The 16,567-nt window shown below is 61.0% G+C and carries 20 protein-coding genes; 2 read left to right on the forward strand and 18 right to left on the reverse strand.

Translation table 11 applies throughout. From position 1 onward, the window contains the following. Window positions 1–758: 758 nt before the first annotated feature. The 10 genes from EIY72_RS28265 to ccmA form a co-directional block, all read right to left on the reverse strand. Window positions 759–1,166 carry a hypothetical protein gene (locus tag EIY72_RS28265; protein ID WP_093225029.1) on the reverse strand — a complete coding sequence of 136 codons (408 nt, stop codon included), beginning with the start codon at window positions 1,164–1,166 and terminating at the stop codon, window positions 759–761. A 14-nt stretch (window positions 1,167–1,180) separates the two neighbouring features. Beyond that, the gene (gene ccmI / locus EIY72_RS28270; protein ID WP_093225031.1) at window positions 1,181–2,383 is read right to left on the reverse strand and encodes a c-type cytochrome biogenesis protein CcmI; all 1,203 of its coding nucleotides are present in this window, start codon (window positions 2,381–2,383) and stop codon (window positions 1,181–1,183) included. Beyond that, window positions 2,380–2,850, reverse strand: coding sequence for a cytochrome c-type biogenesis protein (locus EIY72_RS28275; protein WP_093225034.1), 471 nt, complete (start codon window positions 2,848–2,850; stop codon window positions 2,380–2,382). The genes ccmI and EIY72_RS28275 overlap by 4 nt, the downstream gene beginning before the upstream one ends. After that, the gene (locus EIY72_RS28280; protein WP_093225037.1) at window positions 2,847–3,383 is read right to left on the reverse strand and encodes a DsbE family thiol:disulfide interchange protein; all 537 of its coding nucleotides are present in this window, start codon (window positions 3,381–3,383) and stop codon (window positions 2,847–2,849) included. The genes EIY72_RS28275 and EIY72_RS28280 overlap by 4 nt, the downstream gene beginning before the upstream one ends. Further along, complete coding sequence (locus tag EIY72_RS28285; protein WP_093225040.1) at window positions 3,380–5,368, reverse strand: heme lyase CcmF/NrfE family subunit; 1,989 nt, start codon at window positions 5,366–5,368, stop codon at window positions 3,380–3,382. Before EIY72_RS28285 ends, EIY72_RS28280 begins: the two co-directional genes overlap by 4 nt. A gap of 3 nt (window positions 5,369–5,371) precedes the next feature. Beyond that, window positions 5,372–5,827: a cytochrome c maturation protein CcmE gene (gene ccmE / locus EIY72_RS28290; RefSeq protein ID WP_093225043.1), complete on the reverse strand. Its 456-nt coding sequence runs from the start codon at window positions 5,825–5,827 to the stop codon at window positions 5,372–5,374. Further along, window positions 5,824–6,000 (reverse strand): heme exporter protein CcmD, encoded by a 177-nt coding sequence (ccmD, locus tag EIY72_RS28295; protein ID WP_093225045.1) that lies wholly within the window; start codon window positions 5,998–6,000, stop codon window positions 5,824–5,826. Before ccmD ends, ccmE begins: the two co-directional genes overlap by 4 nt. After that, window positions 5,997–6,752, reverse strand: coding sequence for a heme ABC transporter permease (locus tag EIY72_RS28300; RefSeq protein WP_093225048.1), 756 nt, complete (start codon window positions 6,750–6,752; stop codon window positions 5,997–5,999). Before EIY72_RS28300 ends, ccmD begins: the two co-directional genes overlap by 4 nt. A 73-nt stretch (window positions 6,753–6,825) precedes the next feature. Beyond that, complete coding sequence (ccmB, locus tag EIY72_RS28305; protein WP_093225052.1) at window positions 6,826–7,494, reverse strand: heme exporter protein CcmB; 669 nt, start codon at window positions 7,492–7,494, stop codon at window positions 6,826–6,828. Further along, window positions 7,491–8,126 carry a cytochrome c biogenesis heme-transporting ATPase CcmA gene (gene ccmA, locus EIY72_RS28310; RefSeq protein ID WP_093225056.1) on the reverse strand — a complete coding sequence of 212 codons (636 nt, stop codon included), beginning with the start codon at window positions 8,124–8,126 and terminating at the stop codon, window positions 7,491–7,493. The genes ccmB and ccmA overlap by 4 nt, the downstream gene beginning before the upstream one ends. A 199-nt stretch (window positions 8,127–8,325) precedes the next feature. Here ccmA and fliK point away from each other — a divergent pair, with 199 nt between their 5' ends. Continuing rightward, window positions 8,326–9,900: a flagellar hook-length control protein FliK gene (gene fliK, locus EIY72_RS28315; RefSeq protein WP_093225059.1), complete on the forward strand. Its 1,575-nt coding sequence runs from the start codon at window positions 8,326–8,328 to the stop codon at window positions 9,898–9,900. Then, window positions 9,897–10,226, forward strand: coding sequence for an EscU/YscU/HrcU family type III secretion system export apparatus switch protein (locus EIY72_RS28320; protein WP_093225062.1), 330 nt, complete (start codon window positions 9,897–9,899; stop codon window positions 10,224–10,226). Before fliK ends, EIY72_RS28320 begins: the two co-directional genes overlap by 4 nt. A 74-nt stretch (window positions 10,227–10,300) precedes the next feature. Here EIY72_RS28320 and EIY72_RS28325 read toward each other — a convergent pair whose 3' ends face one another. From EIY72_RS28325 to EIY72_RS28360, 8 genes are all read right to left on the reverse strand, one after another. Next, the gene (locus tag EIY72_RS28325; RefSeq protein WP_093225065.1) at window positions 10,301–10,558 is read right to left on the reverse strand and encodes a hypothetical protein; all 258 of its coding nucleotides are present in this window, start codon (window positions 10,556–10,558) and stop codon (window positions 10,301–10,303) included. A 323-nt stretch (window positions 10,559–10,881) separates the two neighbouring features. Continuing rightward, window positions 10,882–11,274, reverse strand: coding sequence for a DUF2802 domain-containing protein (locus EIY72_RS28330; RefSeq protein WP_093225068.1), 393 nt, complete (start codon window positions 11,272–11,274; stop codon window positions 10,882–10,884). Then, window positions 11,275–11,760, reverse strand: a complete 486-nt coding sequence (locus EIY72_RS28335; RefSeq protein ID WP_007980742.1) for a chemotaxis protein CheW — start codon at window positions 11,758–11,760, stop codon at window positions 11,275–11,277. Between the two features lie 75 nt (window positions 11,761–11,835). Next, window positions 11,836–12,795: a CheW domain-containing protein gene (locus EIY72_RS28340; protein WP_093225071.1), complete on the reverse strand. Its 960-nt coding sequence runs from the start codon at window positions 12,793–12,795 to the stop codon at window positions 11,836–11,838. 126 nt (window positions 12,796–12,921) lie between these two features. Beyond that, complete coding sequence (locus EIY72_RS28345) at window positions 12,922–13,710, reverse strand: ParA family protein (RefSeq protein WP_093225074.1); 789 nt, start codon at window positions 13,708–13,710, stop codon at window positions 12,922–12,924. Window positions 13,711–13,753: 43 nt separating this feature from the next. Beyond that, complete coding sequence (gene motD / locus EIY72_RS28350) at window positions 13,754–14,644, reverse strand: flagellar motor protein MotD (RefSeq protein WP_093225077.1); 891 nt, start codon at window positions 14,642–14,644, stop codon at window positions 13,754–13,756. 15 nt (window positions 14,645–14,659) lie between these two features. Continuing rightward, window positions 14,660–15,400: a flagellar motor protein gene (locus EIY72_RS28355; protein ID WP_093225080.1), complete on the reverse strand. Its 741-nt coding sequence runs from the start codon at window positions 15,398–15,400 to the stop codon at window positions 14,660–14,662. Then, window positions 15,400–16,533, reverse strand: coding sequence for a protein-glutamate methylesterase/protein-glutamine glutaminase (locus tag EIY72_RS28360; protein WP_093225082.1), 1,134 nt, complete (start codon window positions 16,531–16,533; stop codon window positions 15,400–15,402). The genes EIY72_RS28355 and EIY72_RS28360 overlap by 1 nt, the downstream gene beginning before the upstream one ends. Window positions 16,534–16,567: the final 34 nt, after the last annotated feature.

The raw sequence follows: 16,567 nt of genomic DNA on the forward strand, positions 1-16,567 counted from the left end.
CGCGGTGCCCACTGCGCAGAACCTCCACTCGGCCTCTCGAGGGGGCGTGTACCGCAACAGCCAAAGCGAAGCGGCCTACCGGCCGGCCTGATTGAGAGTGTTGCCCGGCAGTGATAATTGGGTCGGCTGGTAGGCCGCCTTCGCGGGCAAGCCCGCTCCCACAGGGTTCGCGTTCAGCCGCAAGATTCAGGTTGGCTCGCAGGGTCTCATCGCCAGCAGGCTGGCTCCCACAGTGGGATCGAGTGTGGTCGTGAGATCAGGTCGGCTGTCAGGCCGTCATCGCCAGCAAGCCGGCTCTTACAGAAGAGCAGAGCGCAAGGCAGATGGGCTGACGCCCACGCTCCTCACCACTCAACAGGATGAGCGTTAGCTCGGCTGCAGCTTTTGATCTGTAGGCCCCGTCGGCAGGCTGAGTGGAGGGGTTTATCCGGGGGTGGGAGCGCAGCGACCGTTTGGCGCAGCCAAACACATCGAGAGGAGGTGCAGCGAAGCAAACCGTAGGCGATGCCCCCGGATGAATCCCGGAGCGAAGGGACCCCGAGCCTTAGCGAGGGGCCGAACGCTGGGGCAAGCGTTTTTTTGCTTACTTTTTTTAGGCGTTTGTAAAAAAGTGAGTCGCCGTAAGGGCGAAACCCTAAGCCGCCGTGACCGCAGCAATGGATATGTACCCAGTCAAAAAAGACAGCCCACCACGCAGATCAAGGCGAAACGACTTTCCCAAAAGCCACAAAAAAGGCGACCCAAAGGCCGCCTCATTGTCACTCACCAAACTGCCGCCCCAACCCACCGGGAACCCCATGAATATCGGTTTCCTCCCAAGGCCCGTTAGGACTGATCGACCGGCTCCAGCCATTATTCCAGCGGTAATAAGTCCGCTGCCGATAAAAAGTATTGGGCTGATCCTCCAACACATACACCCCAAGCTTCGGATCCCAATGGCTGCTCCCCCCAGGTGGCGGGGCAAAGCTGGCGGACGTACGCGGCAACGGCTTGGCAGGCTTGCTCGGCGCACTCGGCTTGCCCGGCGAAGGGGACGTCGATGGCGTCGGACTGGGCTGTGTCCGCGGAATTGGCTCAGGCGACTCCTGCTGCGGTGGCCGCTGGACCGCACAAGCGCTTAACCCCAAAACAACACTGAGCAGGGTGATGCGAGCGAATGCGGTCATGATGCGTTTTCCTGTTATTGGTCCGGGCTGTCGATGGTCAGTGATTGCGGCGCGGTGGTGCTGCTGGCCAGAGGCTGGCTGCGACCGATCCATTCGCCGGCCGTAGGTTTGCCGGCACGGGAAATGCGCGCAACCAGTTGGACTTCAGGAAAGTTCGACAGTTTCAACTGCGGCATCATTGCATCAGCATCGCCCAGTTCGACGGTCACCGGCAGATCGGCCACGGTCATGCGCTTGACCGCCAGCGGTGCCGGAGGACCGGACAGGGCGCGAGCAAAAATGAACACGCTGTCGCCGGGCTGGACCTTGGCTTTCAGTTCCGCAGCCAGATCGACGCTGACCTTGAGCAAGGCCGACGCCTTGGCCGCCGGAGCTTCCGCCACCTTGCCGCCACTGGCCAGCAGCTTCTCGGTGGCCCGGGCGATTCCGCCTTGCAGCGCTTCGCGGGAGCGGTCTTCCGGTGGCAGTTGCGCCAACAGGCGATTCCAGTAGTCGATGGCTTGCTGGTAACGCTCGCCTTCGAAGGCGGCAATACCGAGCAGACCGAGGCTGGTGACTTCATTCGGGTCAGCTTTCAGCGCTTCATCGGTCAGCGCCTGAATCTGCTCCGACCATTTCTTGTCATTGGCGAAATACAAGGCCTGGGCCCATTGACCCAACAGCTCTGGCTGACGCCCGCCCAGCTCCACGGTGCGCTGGAACATTTTCGCGGCATCCGCCGGGCGGTCCTGGGCCATGTAGGTACGGCCGAGGAAGTACACGCCTTCGGCGGAGTCCGGTTGCGCGGCGACGGCACGTTCCAGGCGCTTGGTCATCTCCTCCATCGACTGCGGTGCGTGAGCGAATTCCCGGGTCAGTTCGACCTTGTCGCTGGCGCCGTAATGCATGTAGAGACCCAGCCCCAGCACCGGCACCAGAATCGCCGCCAGCAATGGCAAGGGTTTACCCAGCCGCGACACCCGTGGCGCTTCGGCGCCTTCAGTGTCCGCCAGCAATTCACGAGCCGCTTCGGCACGACCGGCGTCCATCTGCGCGGCATCGAGCACCCCCTCTTCCTGCTGGGTCTGCAACTCGGCCACGCGCTCCTGATAGAGCGCAACGTTCAGGGCGGTACGATCCTCTTCGCGCTGGGCACGGCGATTGCGCAGAACGGGGATCAACAGAAAACTCAGGGCAACCAGAAGTAGCAGACCTGCAGCAAGCCAGAAATCAATCATTCTTGGTTTTTATCCAGCAGATGGTCGAGGCGCGAGCGCTCCTCGGGAGAAAGCTCATCCTGAACGTCGGCGCGTTGTACGCGACGACGGCGGACGATCAGCGCAATGATCACCACACCGCCCAGCAGCAAGCCGGCGGGGCCGAACCACAACAGCGCCGTCTTGCCGGTCAGGGCGGGCTTGTAGCGGACGAAATCACCGTAACGGTCGACCATGAAGTCGATGATCTGCTGATTGTCCTTGCCCTCGCCGAGCATGCGGAAGATCTCCTTGCGCAGGTCGGCGGCAATCGGTGCATTGGAGTCGGCGATGTCCTGGTTCTGGCACTTGGGGCAGCGCAGTTCCTTGGTCAGTTCACGAAAACGCTCGCGGTCACCTTCCTTGGCGAACTCGTAAGTGTCGATGGCCGCATGAGCCACACCGGTCATGCTCAAACCCAGAACGACAGCGGCAATCCAGCGCTTCATGGCTTGGCCTCGTCGGCCAGCGCCTGGTACTTGGCCGCCAGCTTTTCACGCCAGACCTGCTCGTCGATCACGCCGACGTACTTGTCGCGGATGATGCCCTTGGCGTCGATGAAGAAGGTTTCCGGCGCGCCATACACACCGAGATTGAGACCCAGCGAGCCTTCGTCGTCACGGATGTTCAGCACGTAGGGATTGTGGAAATCGGCCAGCCACTTCAAGGCATCGGCGTTGGTGTCCTTGTAGTTGATGCCGTAGATCACCACGCCTTGCCCGGCCAGCTTGTTCAACACCGGATGCTCGACCCGGCAGGAGATGCACCAGGTGCCCCAGACGTTGACCAGCGCCGGCTTGCCGAGAATATCGGCCTTGCTCAGCTTCTTCTCGCCTTGTACCGCCGGCAAAGAGAACTCGGGGAACGGCTTGCCGATCATTGCCGACGGCAACTCGGCCGGGTCGAGGTACAACCCACGGTAAAGAAACACGGCTACTACCAGAAAAATCGCCAGCGGCAACAACATCAACCAACGCTTCATGCAGTGGCTCCCGACATGCCCAGTGCTTCACGCACGCGGCTTTTGACCTTGACCCGATAACGCCGATCCAGCGCCGCCAGCAACCCGCCTGCACCTGTCAACAGGCCGCCGAACCAGATCCAGCGCACGAACGGCTTGACGTGTACCCGCACCGCCCAGGCGCCATTGCCCAGCGGTTCGCCGAGGGCGACGTAGAGGTCGCGAGTGAACCCGGCGTCAATCCCGGCTTCGGTCATGACCGAATTTTGCACGGTGTACAGGCGTTTTTCCGGATGCAGCACGCTGACTTCCTTACCGTTGCGGATCACCCGGATGGTGCCCTTGTCGGAGGTGAAGTTCGGCCCCTCGAAATGCTTGGCGCCTTCGAAGATGAAGTGATAACCGGCCAGGTCCATGGACTCGCCCGGCGCCAGGCGCAGGTCGCGCTCGGCGCTGTTCTGGCTGGACAGCACGACACCCAGTGCGCACACGGCGATGCCCAGGTGCGCAATCTGCATGCCCCAGTAGCTGCGGGTCAGGGTCGGCAGGCCTTTGATCAGGCCCTTGTGACGGGTCTTGTCGAACAGGTCACGCACACCGGCCAGCAACACCCAGGCCGCCAACATGAAGGTGGCGAGCACCGCCCAGTTGAAATCGCCGTAGGCGACGCCAGCCACCACGGCCATGGCCGCGCTGCCGAGCAGGACCGGAGTCAGCATGCTGACCAGCCATTTCACCGGAGTGTCTTTCCAGCGCACGATCACGCCGACTGCCATTACCACCATCAGCAACGCCATCAACGGAATGAACAGTGCGTTGAAGTACGGCGGGCCGACCGACAGCTTGGCGCCGGAAATGGCGTCCAGAATCAGCGGATAGAGAGTGCCGAGCAGAATCATCGAAGCCGCCACCACCAGCACCAGGTTGTTGCCCAGCAGCAGGGTTTCCCGGGACCAGAGGTTAAAGCCGACCTGGCTCTTGACCACCGGCGCGCGCAGGGCGAACAAGGTCAGCGAACCACCGACGACGAACAGCAGGAAAATCAGGATGAACACGCCGCGCTCGGGGTCGGAGGCGAAGGCATGAACCGAGGTCAGCACGCCGGAACGCACGAGGAAAGTCCCCAGCAGGCTCAACGAGAACGCGGCAATGGCCAGCAATACGGTCCAGCTCTTGAACACGCCACGTTTTTCCGTGACCGCCAGGGAGTGAATCAGCGCGGTGCCCACCAGCCAAGGCATGAAGGAGGCGTTTTCCACCGGGTCCCAGAACCACCAGCCGCCCCAGCCGAGTTCGTAATACGCCCACCAGGAGCCGAGGGTGATGCCAATGCCGAGGAAAGCCCAGGCGACAATGGTCCATGGACGCGACCAGCGCGCCCAGGCGGCATCAAGACGACCGCCCATCAGCGCGGCAATGGCGAAGGCGAAGGCCACCGAGAAACCGACGTAGCCCATGTACAGCATCGGCGGGTGCACGATCAGGCCGATGTCTTGCAGCAGCGGATTGAGGTCGGCGCCGTCGCTCGGCACCTGCGGCAGGATGCGCTTGAACGGGTTGGACGTCATGATCAGGAACAGCAGGAAGCCGGTGCTGATCATGCCCATCACCGCCAGCACGCGGGCCAGCATGACCTGCGGCAGCTGCCGGGAGAACACCGACACCGCGAAGGTCCAGCCGCCAAGGATCAACGCCCACAGCAGCAGCGAACCTTCGTGGGCACCCCATACGGCGCTGAACTTGTAGTACCACGGCAAGGCGCTGTTGGAGTTGTTGGCCACGTAGGCGACGGAGAAGTCGTCGATCATGAAGGCGTAGGTCAGGCAGCCGAAGGCAAACACCAGGAAGGTGAACTGGCCCCAGGCGGCTGGCTGGGCCAGGCTCATCCACAGGCGATCACCACGCCAGGCACCGAGCAACGGCACCACGGCTTGCGCCAGGGCGAAGCACAGGGCCAGGATCATGGCCAGGTGGCCCAGTTCGGGAATGAAGAGTCCTGCGGTCATCGCTTAGCCCTCTTTGGCGGGAGTGGGTGCCGACTGGCCGCTGTCTTTCAGGGCCTTGGTCACTTCCGGCGGCATGTACTTTTCATCGTGCTTGGCCAGCACTTCATCGGCGACCACCACGCCCTCGGCGTTGATCTTGCCCAGGGCGACGATGCCCTGCCCTTCACGGAACAGGTCCGGGAGGATGCCGCGATAGCTGATGGTCACGGACTTGTTGAAGTCGGTGACGACGAATTTCACGTCCAGCGAATCGCTGGAGCGTTGCAACGAGCCCTTCTCCACCATGCCACCGGCGCGGATGCGCGTGTCTTGCGGGGCCTCGCCATTGGCGATCTGGGTCGGTGTGTAAAACAGATTGATGTTCTGCTGCAGGGCGCTCAGGGCCAGGCCGACGGCCGCGCCGACCCCGACCAGAATCGCGAGAATGATGATAAGACGCTTTTTGCGCAGCGGATTCACTTGCCGTTCTCCCGGCGCAAACGACGCGCCTCTTGTTGCAGATACCGCTTGCGGGCCAGGATCGGCGCCGCCACGTTGAGGATCAGCACGGCCATGCAGATGCCGTAGGCTGACCAGACATACAGGCCATGATGACCCATGGCGATGAAGTCGCCGAATGAAGCAAAACTCATCGAGCGACCTCCAGGCTGTTTTCCACTTCGGCTTTCACCCAACTGGCGCGGGCTTCACGCTTGAGCACTTCGAGGCGCATGCGCAGCAACAGCACCGCGCCGAAGAAACAGTAGAAACCCAGCACCGTCAGCAGCAAGGGCAGCCACATCTCGGCCGGCATCGCCGGTTTTTCGGTGAGGGTGAAAGTTGCGCCCTGGTGCAGGGTGTTCCACCACTCCACCGAATATTTGATGATCGGAATGTTGATCACCCCGACAATCGCCAACACGGCGCAGGCCTTGGCTGCGCTGTCGCGATTGCTGATGGCGTTGCCCAGGGCGATCAGGCCGAAATACAGGAACAGCAGAATCAGCATGGACGTGAGGCGCGCGTCCCAGACCCACCACGAGCCCCAGGTCGGTTTGCCCCAGATCGCCCCGGTGACCAGCGCCACGGCGGTCATCCAGGCTCCAATGGGCGCTGCGCATTGCAGGGCGACGTCGGCCAGTTTCATTTTCCACACCAGCCCGACGATGCCGCACACCGCCAGCATCACATAGATGGACTGCGCGAGCATGGCCGCCGGAACGTGGATATAGATGATGCGGAAGCTGTTGCCCTGCTGGTAGTCAGGCGGCGCAAAGGCCAGGCCCCAGACCACGCCGACGCCGATCAGCAGCAACGCGGCGACGCTCAGCCACGGCAGCATTCTGCCGCTGATGCCGTAAAACCATTTGGGCGAGCCCAGCTTGTGAAACCACGTCCAATTCATACTGTTTCCATCACGGTTGCTCTTTACTGTGAAGAGCCAGGGTCTTTGCTGGTTGTTTTTTAACCAGACCTCATTATTCGCCGACGCTGATCTTCAGGCCAGCAGCGATTGCAAAAGGTGTCAGGGTTATCGCCAAGGCGGTCAGGCTTCCAAGCCACAGCAGATAACCGGTCGCCGGCATGCCTTGCAAGGCAGCCTGCAGGGCGCCACTGCCAAGGATCAATACCGGGATGTACAACGGCAGGATCAACAGGGCCAGCAACAGGCCACCACGCTTCAATCCCACGGTCAAAGCAGCGCCCACCGCACCGAGCAGGCTCAGCACCGGTGTACCGAGCAACAACGAAAGCAGCAACACCGGCAGACAGGCGGCAGGCAAACCGAGCATCAGCGCCAGCAAGGGTGCGAGCAAAACCAGTGCCAGGCCGGAAAAAGCCCAGTGTGCCAGCACTTTGGCCAATACCAGAAGAGGCAGGGGGTGCGACGAAAGGACCCACTGCTCCAGCGATCCGTCTTCGAAATCACTGCGGAAAAGCCCGTCCAGCGAGAGCAAAACCGATAAAAGTGCCGCGACCCACACCAGCCCCGGAGACAAGGTTTGCAACAATTGCGACTCGGGGCCGACCGCCAGCGGGAACAGCGAAACGACGATGGCGAAAAACACCAAGGGGTTCGCCAACTCGGCAGGACGACGGAACAACAGACGCGCCTCACGGGCGACCAACAGGCCGAAAACACTCATACGGCCCAATTCCCCAGATCAATGTCACGATAACCAGCCGGCATCCGGCTCAAGGTGTGGTGGGTGGTCAAGACCACCATGCCGCCGCGTTCGCAGTGCCCGGCCAGGTGCTCTTCAAGTTGGGCCACACCTTGCTTGTCGAGGGCGGTGAACGGCTCGTCGAGAATCAACAGCGGCGGGCTGTCCAGATACAGGCGCGCCAGCGCGACACGACGCTGCTGACCGGCGGACAGGGTATGGCACGGCACATCTTCAAATCCGCGCAATCCAACCGCCGCCAGCGCCTGCCAGATGGCTTCGCGACTGGCCGGATGATGCAAGGCGCAGAGCCAGCTCAGGTTCTCTTCCGGCGTCAGCAAATCCTTGATCCCGGCCGCATGACCGATCCACAGCAGATTGCGCGCCAGTTCGCTGCGCTGCTCATTCAATGGCTGACCGTTGAGCAGCACCTGACCGGCGGTCGGCTGCATCAACCCCGAGAGCAACCGCAGCAGGCTGGTCTTGCCACTGCCGTTGGGACCGCTGATCTGTACCATTTCGCCACTGGCCAGTCTCAAATCGAGATTTTCGAAAAGCAGCCGAAGGTCTCGCTCGCAGGCAAGGGCAACGGTTTGCAGGACAGGACTGGTCAAGGGTTCACGGGCCTTATACGGTTCAAGTCGGCTCTGGCGCGGCCGTTAAAGAGATGCAGCATAGATGCAATGACGTCTTGTTCTAGAGAGCTGCGTCAAACAATTGCAAAGTTTTCGCCACTTTTGGATACAACGGCGCCGCATTATACATGCCATGCCTTACTCTAAAGAGTGCATTTTCCTCAGGTTGTGACCGCGTATGACAGGCGAAATGAACATCCTCCCGCTGCCCCAGCCGACGCCTGCGAATACGCGTGCCCCCGCCGTCAGCGGTGAGTTGCTCAAGCTGCTGACGCCGATCGAAGGCTTAATCACGGCTGGCCAGACAGCCCAGGCCGAAGTACTTTCACTCAAGCAGGCGGATCAGGCGTTTCAGTTGCTGCTCAAGGTCACCCTCGACAGCGGCCGCCAGACCACGGTGCAGACCACCAGCACCCTGCCGCTGGCCCAGGGCAGCAGTTTCGTCGTCAGCCAACCGTCGGCGGGTAATCTGGCGGTGACCGTGCAACAGGCCATCGCGTCCAGCGTCGCCACCCTCACCCGCATCGACACCGCGCAATTGCCGGTTGGCACCCTGCTGCAAGGCAAAGTGCTGACCTCGCAGGTATTGCCGCAGGTGCCGGGCCAGCCGACGGTGTTTCGCTCGATGGTCAGCCTGCTCAACAGCGCCTTGAGCGGTAGCACCCTGAGCATCGACAGCCCGCAGCCACTGCGCATCGGCACCTTGCTCAGCGCACAGGTGCAGGACAGCCAAACCCTGAAGTTCGTGCCTTTGAGCAGCCGTCAGGAGCAATTGGCGGTGACCCAGCAACTGCTCAGTCAAACCAGCCGCCAGGGTTCTTTGGACGGCCTGCTGAATCTGTTGCAGGACTTGCCGGACACCGATCAGACGGCGGTTGACCTGCGCACAGCGGCCGCCCGGTTGCTCGATGGGCTTCCCGATGTGCAGCAACTGAGCACGGCAAAGGGACTGGCCCTGGCGCTGGCCAACAGCGGTGCGTTCCTCGAAAGCAAACTGCTGGCCGGGCAGAATCCGACGCTTGCACCCGACATGAAAGCCGACCTGCTCAAATTGATTGCACAGCTGACACCCAGCCTGACGCCCAACACCAGCCTCGGCGCCATCATCGCCGCCAACACGCTGGCTCAGGCCATGCCGAGTTTTGTCCGTAACGCCTTGGGCATGCTCGGCCAGGTCAGCGCCAAACCCTCTCCCACCCACTTTCCTCTGCCTGAGCGTCTGTTACAAAGCAACCAAGGCGAAGACGATCTCGAGCACTTGCTACGCCTGGCCGCAGCGGCGGTTTCCCGCCTTCAAAGCCATCAGCTGTCGAGCCTGGAGCAAACCGGCGTCACGGCCGATGGACGGTTGATAAGCACCTGGCAACTGGAAATCCCGATGCGCAACCTGCACGACATCGTGCCCTTGCAGGTCAAGTTCCAGCGCGAAGACGCCCCCGAGAAAGAACAGCCCAAGGAACGCCGCGAAGAGCGCGAACCGAAACAGCAGTTATGGCGAGTGGACCTGGCCTTCGCCATGGAGCCGTTGGGGCCACTTCAGGTTCAGGCGCAATTGATCAACGGCAGCCTGTCCAGCCAGCTCTGGGCCGAACGCCCTTATACCGCCAGCCTGATCGAAAACAACCTGCAAGGCCTGCGTGATCGCCTGCTGTCCGCCGGCCTCAACGTCGGCGACCTGGACTGCCACCTCGGCACACCACCGCAAGGGCCACAAACCCGCCTCGAACAACGCTGGGTCGACGAAACCGCATGAACAATCCCAACGCCCCACGCCAGGCCATCGCCCTCAAGTACGACGGTAAACAGGCCCCCACCCTCACCGCCAAGGGCGACGAAGAACTGGCCGAGGAAATCCTGCGGATTGCCCGCGATTATGAAGTACCCATCTACGAAAACGCCGAGCTGGTAAAACTGTTGGCACGGATGGAACTGGGGGACAGCATTCCCCAGGAACTCTATCTGACGATCGCCGAGATCATTGCGTTTGCGTGGAACCTGAAAGGGAAGTTTCCGGCGGGACAGGATCCGGATGCGCCGAGGGTGGAGAAGGACATCACCGAACGTGGTAGCGATTACTGATATTTATGAGCAGTAGAATCGCAGCTCGAGGCGTACCACCCCAAATGCTGCGATCTTCTTGCTTTCTTGACTGATTAAGCGGTCTCTCGCCGAATCTCTTCAGCAGAGTTGCGAATACTACCTATCCAGGGTTCAAACGAAATTCGCTGGCCAAGCTTTGGAATACCCGGGTCAAAGATACTTCCATTCCAATCTAGAAAGCTATTGACCCCGAAATAGTACTCTCTGCCCTCATACATCGTAATGCCGAAATAAATACCCGGCCGCCAATCGTGCTCAGGAAACAGAAATCTATCTATCGTGCCGAAAACACGTACAGGATTATTACTCATGCAACACCTCCTTGTGATGGGGCCAAAAGCGAAAGCCAAGTTCGCAACTACCCTTTTTGGAAGTGTTCATTGAACTCGTTTTGGCACTTGGAGGTAACTGTCAGAACTGACAGTAGATATTTCAATTTCATGGCTGGATCAGGTAACACAGGGGATCAAGAAAGACATCACCGAACACGGGGAAGACTATTGAGGTTTCGAAGACGCCATCGCGAGCAAGCTCGCTCCCACAGGGGATTGGCGGTGATCACAGATGTTGTGTTCACCCCGATTCCTTGTGGGAGCGAGCTTGCTCGCGATGCGGTTGCAGCCGAAGAGAAAACTCAGTTGCGGTGCAACTTGCTCATCAGCTCCGCCTCAGCCTGGGTCAAGCCGCAGGACTGAGTCAGTTCGTCGACGCTGGCACCCATCCCGACCAGTCGCGCGGCCTGGGCGAACGACAGGCTGGAGGGGTCGCGCTGCTCCAGTGAAGCCAGTTTGTCCGGCAACGGCGCGACGATCGAGCGCAGTTCGTGCAGGTCTTCACCCATGCGCACGTTGCCGTTCTGATAATTGTCCACGCGTTTGGCCAGTTCCTTGATGCGCTGATCACGCAGCGCATCGCCCTGGGCCTGTTGTGCAGCAATCAGCTTTTGCCCGCGAATGTACGCCAGGAACATCGCCAGCGTGCCTGCCCAAAACAGGAACAGGACAATGACCGCAACCTCAAGAATCAATCAGATACTCTCCAGTTCCGACCATTCTTCTTCGCTCATCATCTTGTCGAGCTCGACCAGGATGAGCAGTTCGTTGTTCTTGTTGCACACGCCTTGAATGAACTTGGCGGACTCTTCGTTACCGACGTTCGGTGCGGTTTCGATTTCCGACTGACGCAGGTAAACCACTTCGGCAACACTGTCGACCATGATCCCGACCACTTGCTTGTCGGCCTCGATGATGACGATACGGGTGTTGTCGCTGATCTCGGCGTTCATCAGGCCGAAGCGCTGACGGGTATCGATCACAGTCACGACGTTGCCGCGCAGGTTGATGATGCCCAGCACGTAGCTTGGCGCGCCCGGGACCGGAGCAATTTCGGTGTAGCGCAGCACTTCCTGGACGCGCATCACGTTGATGCCGTAGGTCTCGTTGTCCAGCTTGAAGGTGACCCATTGCAGGATCGGATCTTCGGAACCTTTTGCCGCCGTCGCCTTGTCATTCATACCCTGTCCCCTCAAGAAACCGCCCTGGCGGTGTGTGTTTCGTGCAGCGTCATCGATGTGACGTCGCCTGATTGTTTATTTAACTGACGCAGGTGTGTGCTTCGGCTTACTGCCGGACATGTGCTTTGCCCCGCCACTGGCGATCAACTCGGCCAGCGAGGCGACATCGAGCAAAGCGCACATGTGTTCAATCACCGTACCGGCAAGCCATGGCCGCTGACCCCGGTGACTTCTCCATTTGATTTCATTGGGGTCCAGGCGCAACGAGCGGCTGACCTGATGCACCGCTAGCCCCCATTCGTAGCCCTGAACCGAGATTACGTATTGCAGGCCCTGCTTGAAGTCGTCGCGATAACGGTCGGGCATGACCCAGCGCGCCGTATCGAGCACCTTCAGGTTGCCGGCCTGGCTCGGCAGGATGCCGAGGAACCATTCCGGCTGGCCAAACAGCGGGGTCAGCTCATGACCCGCCAGCGAATAGATCGAGCCAAGGCACACCAGCGGCACCGCCAGGGTCAAACCGGCGACGTCGAACAGCAGGCATTCGAACGGTTCTGCAGCCCAGGACGGCCGACCTTCAGTCTCAACCGGTGGCGGTGTGTTGCTCGGTGGCAGATGCACCTCGACAACGGGCGGCACCAGGGCCTGGGGCTCCTCGACAATCACCTGAGACGGTTGCACTTCGACAGGTGGCGCAACCAGTGTTTGCAGCAAGGGTGCGATGGTCGATACCGGGGCCATGGCGGGTGCCGACGCTTCGGCCACGGCAATCGGTGCCTTGCTTACAGGCGCCGGCAAAGGCGTCGCTTGGGCATTTTTCTGTGCGTCACGGGCCTGTTCTTCGAGCACGGCCGCCTGGAACTCGTCCAGTGCGCCTTGCTCTTCCACAGCTTTCACCGCCTCAACGACCTGTACCACTTCGGGAAGCGGCTCGACTTCGGGCAGTAGCTCTTCAGTGACGTCCTGCAGCAGGTTGTCCAGGTACGACTGCAACGCCAATTGCGGCCGTGAAGTGGTTTGCAAAGGCCGGTTCATCGCAGCCCCCCTGTGGGAGTGAGCTCGCTCGCGATGAACCTGAGAGCGCTACGGGGGGGCAGGTTGCCCGCGTCATCGTTGACGACCATCGCGAGCATGCTCGCTCCTACAGGGGTCGAGGTCATGTCAGGCCACCTGCGGAACAAGTTGTGCCGCCAGCAGGTGTTTAAGCAACGAACGGTAAGCGAGGACGCCACGGCTCTTGCCGTCGAACTGCGAAGGTGTCAGGCCGGCACGGCTGGCGTCGCGCAGGCGCGTGTCCACCGGGATGTAGCCTTGCCAGATCTCTTCGGGAAACTTGTCGCGCAGCACCCGCAGCGTACCGAGAGAGGCTTGCGTACGACGGTCGAACAGGGTCGGCACGATGGTGAACGGCAACGCCTGTTTGCGTGAGCGGTTGATCATCGCCAGGGTGTTGACCATGCGCTCCAGGCCTTTGACCGCCAGGTGTTCGGTCTGCACCGGAATCACCAATTGCTGGCTAGCCGCCAAGGCATTGACCATCAGCACGCCGAGCAGCGGCGGACTGTCGATGACGGCGTAATCGAAGTCCTGCCACAGCTGCGCCAGACTCTTGGCAATCACCAGGCCCAGGCCACTCTGGCCCGGCGACTGACGCTCCAGGGTCGCCAGCGCAGTGCTGGAGGGCAACAGGGAAATGCGCTCGTCGCTGGTTGACAGCAACAACTGACCCGGCAGGCCTTGGGGCACATTGCCCTTGTGCAGGAACAGGTCGTAGCTGCTGTGTTCAAGACTGTCAGGGTCGTAACCGAAGTAGCTGGTCATGGAGCCGTGGGGGTCGAGATCGACCACGACCACGCGCTTGCCCGCCTCCGCCAGTAAACCGGCTAAAGCGATGGAGGAAGTGGTTTTACCAACACCACCCTTTTGATTGGCGACTGCCCAGACTCTCATTCGGATTGTTCCTCCCGGCCGAATGGATCGGCCGAGAAATAGCTCAACGTGTTAATGCGGGTGACGGAGAATTGACGGCACTCTCGCGTCCCGGCGACTTGACCGGGGTCGGTGCAGTTTGTGTGCCAGCCCGCTTCAACGCGGCATCCGGTTGCGCATTGGCCGTGCCCGTACCGGTCAGGCTGCGGCGCACGTCGAGGTTGCGTGACACCACCAGCACCACACGACGATTGCGCGCGCGGCCTTCCGCCGTGGCGTTGTTGGCCACCGGCTGGAATTCACCGTACCCCACCGACGCCAGGCGACCAGGATTGACTCCTTGCATCGCGAGCATGCGCACAATGCTCGCCGAACGCGCCGAAGACAGCTCCCAGTTGGTCGGGTACTGCGCGGTACGGATCGGCTGATCGTCGGTGAAGCCTTCAACGTGAATCGGGTTGTCGAACGGCTTCAGGATCTTCGCCACCTTGTCGATGATGTTGAACGCAATGTCACTGGGCATGGCGTCGCCGCTGCCGAACAACAGGCTGGAGTTGAGTTCGATCTCGACCCACAGCTCGTTGCCGCGCACGGTCATCTGGTTGGAGGCGATCAAATCGCCGAAAGCGGCACTGATGTCATCGGAGATGCTTTTCAACGGATCGCTGGCACCGGCGACGCCGGCATCGACCTGCTCGCTGTCCTTGACCAGCGGCTTGGCCGGCGTCACGGTCTTGGGTCGCTCGTCACCGATCGGGATCGGCTTGAGCGCGCGATCGGTGTCGGTGAAGACCCCGATCAGCGCCTCGGAAATGATCTTGTACTTGCCTTCGTTGATCGACGAGATCGAATACATCACCACAAAAAACGCGAAGAGCAAGGTGATGAAATCCGCGTAGGACACCAGCCAGCGTTCGTGGTTGACGTGTTCTTCATGCTGGCGACGACGTGCCATGATCCATGTCTCCCATCAATCCATGAAGCCCTGAAGCTTCAACTCAATAGAGCGAGGGTTTTCACCTTCGGCGATCGACAGGATCCCTTCCAACAACATTTCGCGATAACGCGACTGGCGCAAGGCAATGGATTTGAGTTTGGCGGCAATCGGCAGCAGCACCAGGTTGGCACTGGCCACGCCGTAGATGGTGGCGACGAAGGCCACGGCAATGCCGTTACCCAGTTGCGACGGATCACCGAGGTTGCCCATGACGTGGATCAGGCCCATCACCGCACCGATGATACCGATGGTCGGCGCGTAGCCGCCCATGCTCTCGAAGACCTTGGCGGCCTCGATATCACGGCTTTCCTGGGTGTAGAAATCCACTTCCAGAATGCTGCGAATGGCTTCCGGCTCGGCGCCATCGACCAGCAGTTGCAGGCCTTTACGCGCATAGTTGTCAGGCTCGGCATCGGCTACGCCTTCCAGGCCGAGCAGGCCTTCCTTGCGTGCGGTCAGGCTCCAGTTCACCACGCGGTCGATGCCACCGGCGAGGTCGACACGGGGAGGGAACAGGATCCACGCGAGAATCTGCATGGCACGCTTGAAAGCGCTCATGGGCGACTGCAACAGCGCCGCGCCTATGGTCCCGCCGAGCACGATCAGTGCGGCCGGGCCGTTGGCCAGGGCGCCGAGGTGACCGCCTTCGAGGTAGTTGCCGCCGATGATGGCGACGAATGCCATGATGATGCCGATCAGGCTTAGAACATCCATCAGATACAGGCCTCGACCAGGTGCTTGCCAATGTCGTCGAGGCTGTACACCGCGTCGGCGAGTTCAGCTTTGACGATGGCCATCGGCATGCCGTAGATCACGCAACTGGCTTCATCCTGGGCCCAGATCGAACTGCCGCCCTGCTTGAGCAGGCGCGCACCTTCGCGACCGTCGGCGCCCATGCCGGTCAGAACGACCGCCAGAACTTTGTCACCGTAGGACTTCGCCGCCGAACCGAAGGTAATGTCCACGCAGGGCTTGTAATTCAGACGCTCGTCACCCGGCAGGATCTTCACCGCGCCACGGCCGTCGATCATCATCTGCTTGCCACCCGGCGCCAGTAGCGCCAGGCCCGGACGCAGGATGTCGCCATCCTCGGCTTCCTTGACGGTGATACGGCAGAGCTTGTCCAGGCGCTCGGCAAAGGCCTTGGTGAAGGCTGCAGGCATGTGCTGGATCAACACGATCGGCGCTGGAAAGTTGGCCGGCAACTGGGTCAGTACCCGTTGCAGGGCGACCGGGCCACCGGTGGATGTGCCGATGGCGACCAGCTTGTAGTTCTTGCGCTTTGGCGCAGGCGACGACGGGCTGGCCGCAACTGTACGCGCTGGCACCGGTGCCGGACGCGCAGGTGGTGTGTTGTGACTGTTACCGTAGCTGCCGATACTCGACGGTGCCGGTGTCGGGGCGGGCGCAGCCACTGGTGCCGGAGCGCTGTAATGACTGACACGACGGTTGCTGCGGGAAATGCTGAGGATCTTCTCGCACAGCAGTTGCTTGACCTTCTCGGGATTGCGCGAGATGTCTTCGAAATTCTTCGGCAGGAAATCCACGGCGCCGGCGTCCAGCGCATCGAGGGTGACCCGGGCGCCTTCGTGGGTCAGCGAGGAAAACATCAAGACCGGGGTCGGGCAGCGCTGCATGATGTGCCGCACCGCCGTGATGCCGTCCATCATTGGCATCTCGTAGTCCATGGTGATCACGTCGGGCTTGAGCGCCAGCGCCTGATCGATCGCCTCTTTGCCGTTGGTCGCCGTGCCGACGACCTGGATATTCGAATCCGCTGAAAGGATTTCCGAGACGCGGCGGCGGAAAAAACCCGAATCATCCACCACCAGGACTTTGACTGCCATAAACACTCCATTAGATGGAGCGAGGCCAGGCGCC

This window comes from Pseudomonas vancouverensis (genome assembly GCF_004348895.1).
Lineage (GTDB): Bacteria > Pseudomonadota > Gammaproteobacteria > Pseudomonadales > Pseudomonadaceae > Aquipseudomonas > Aquipseudomonas vancouverensis.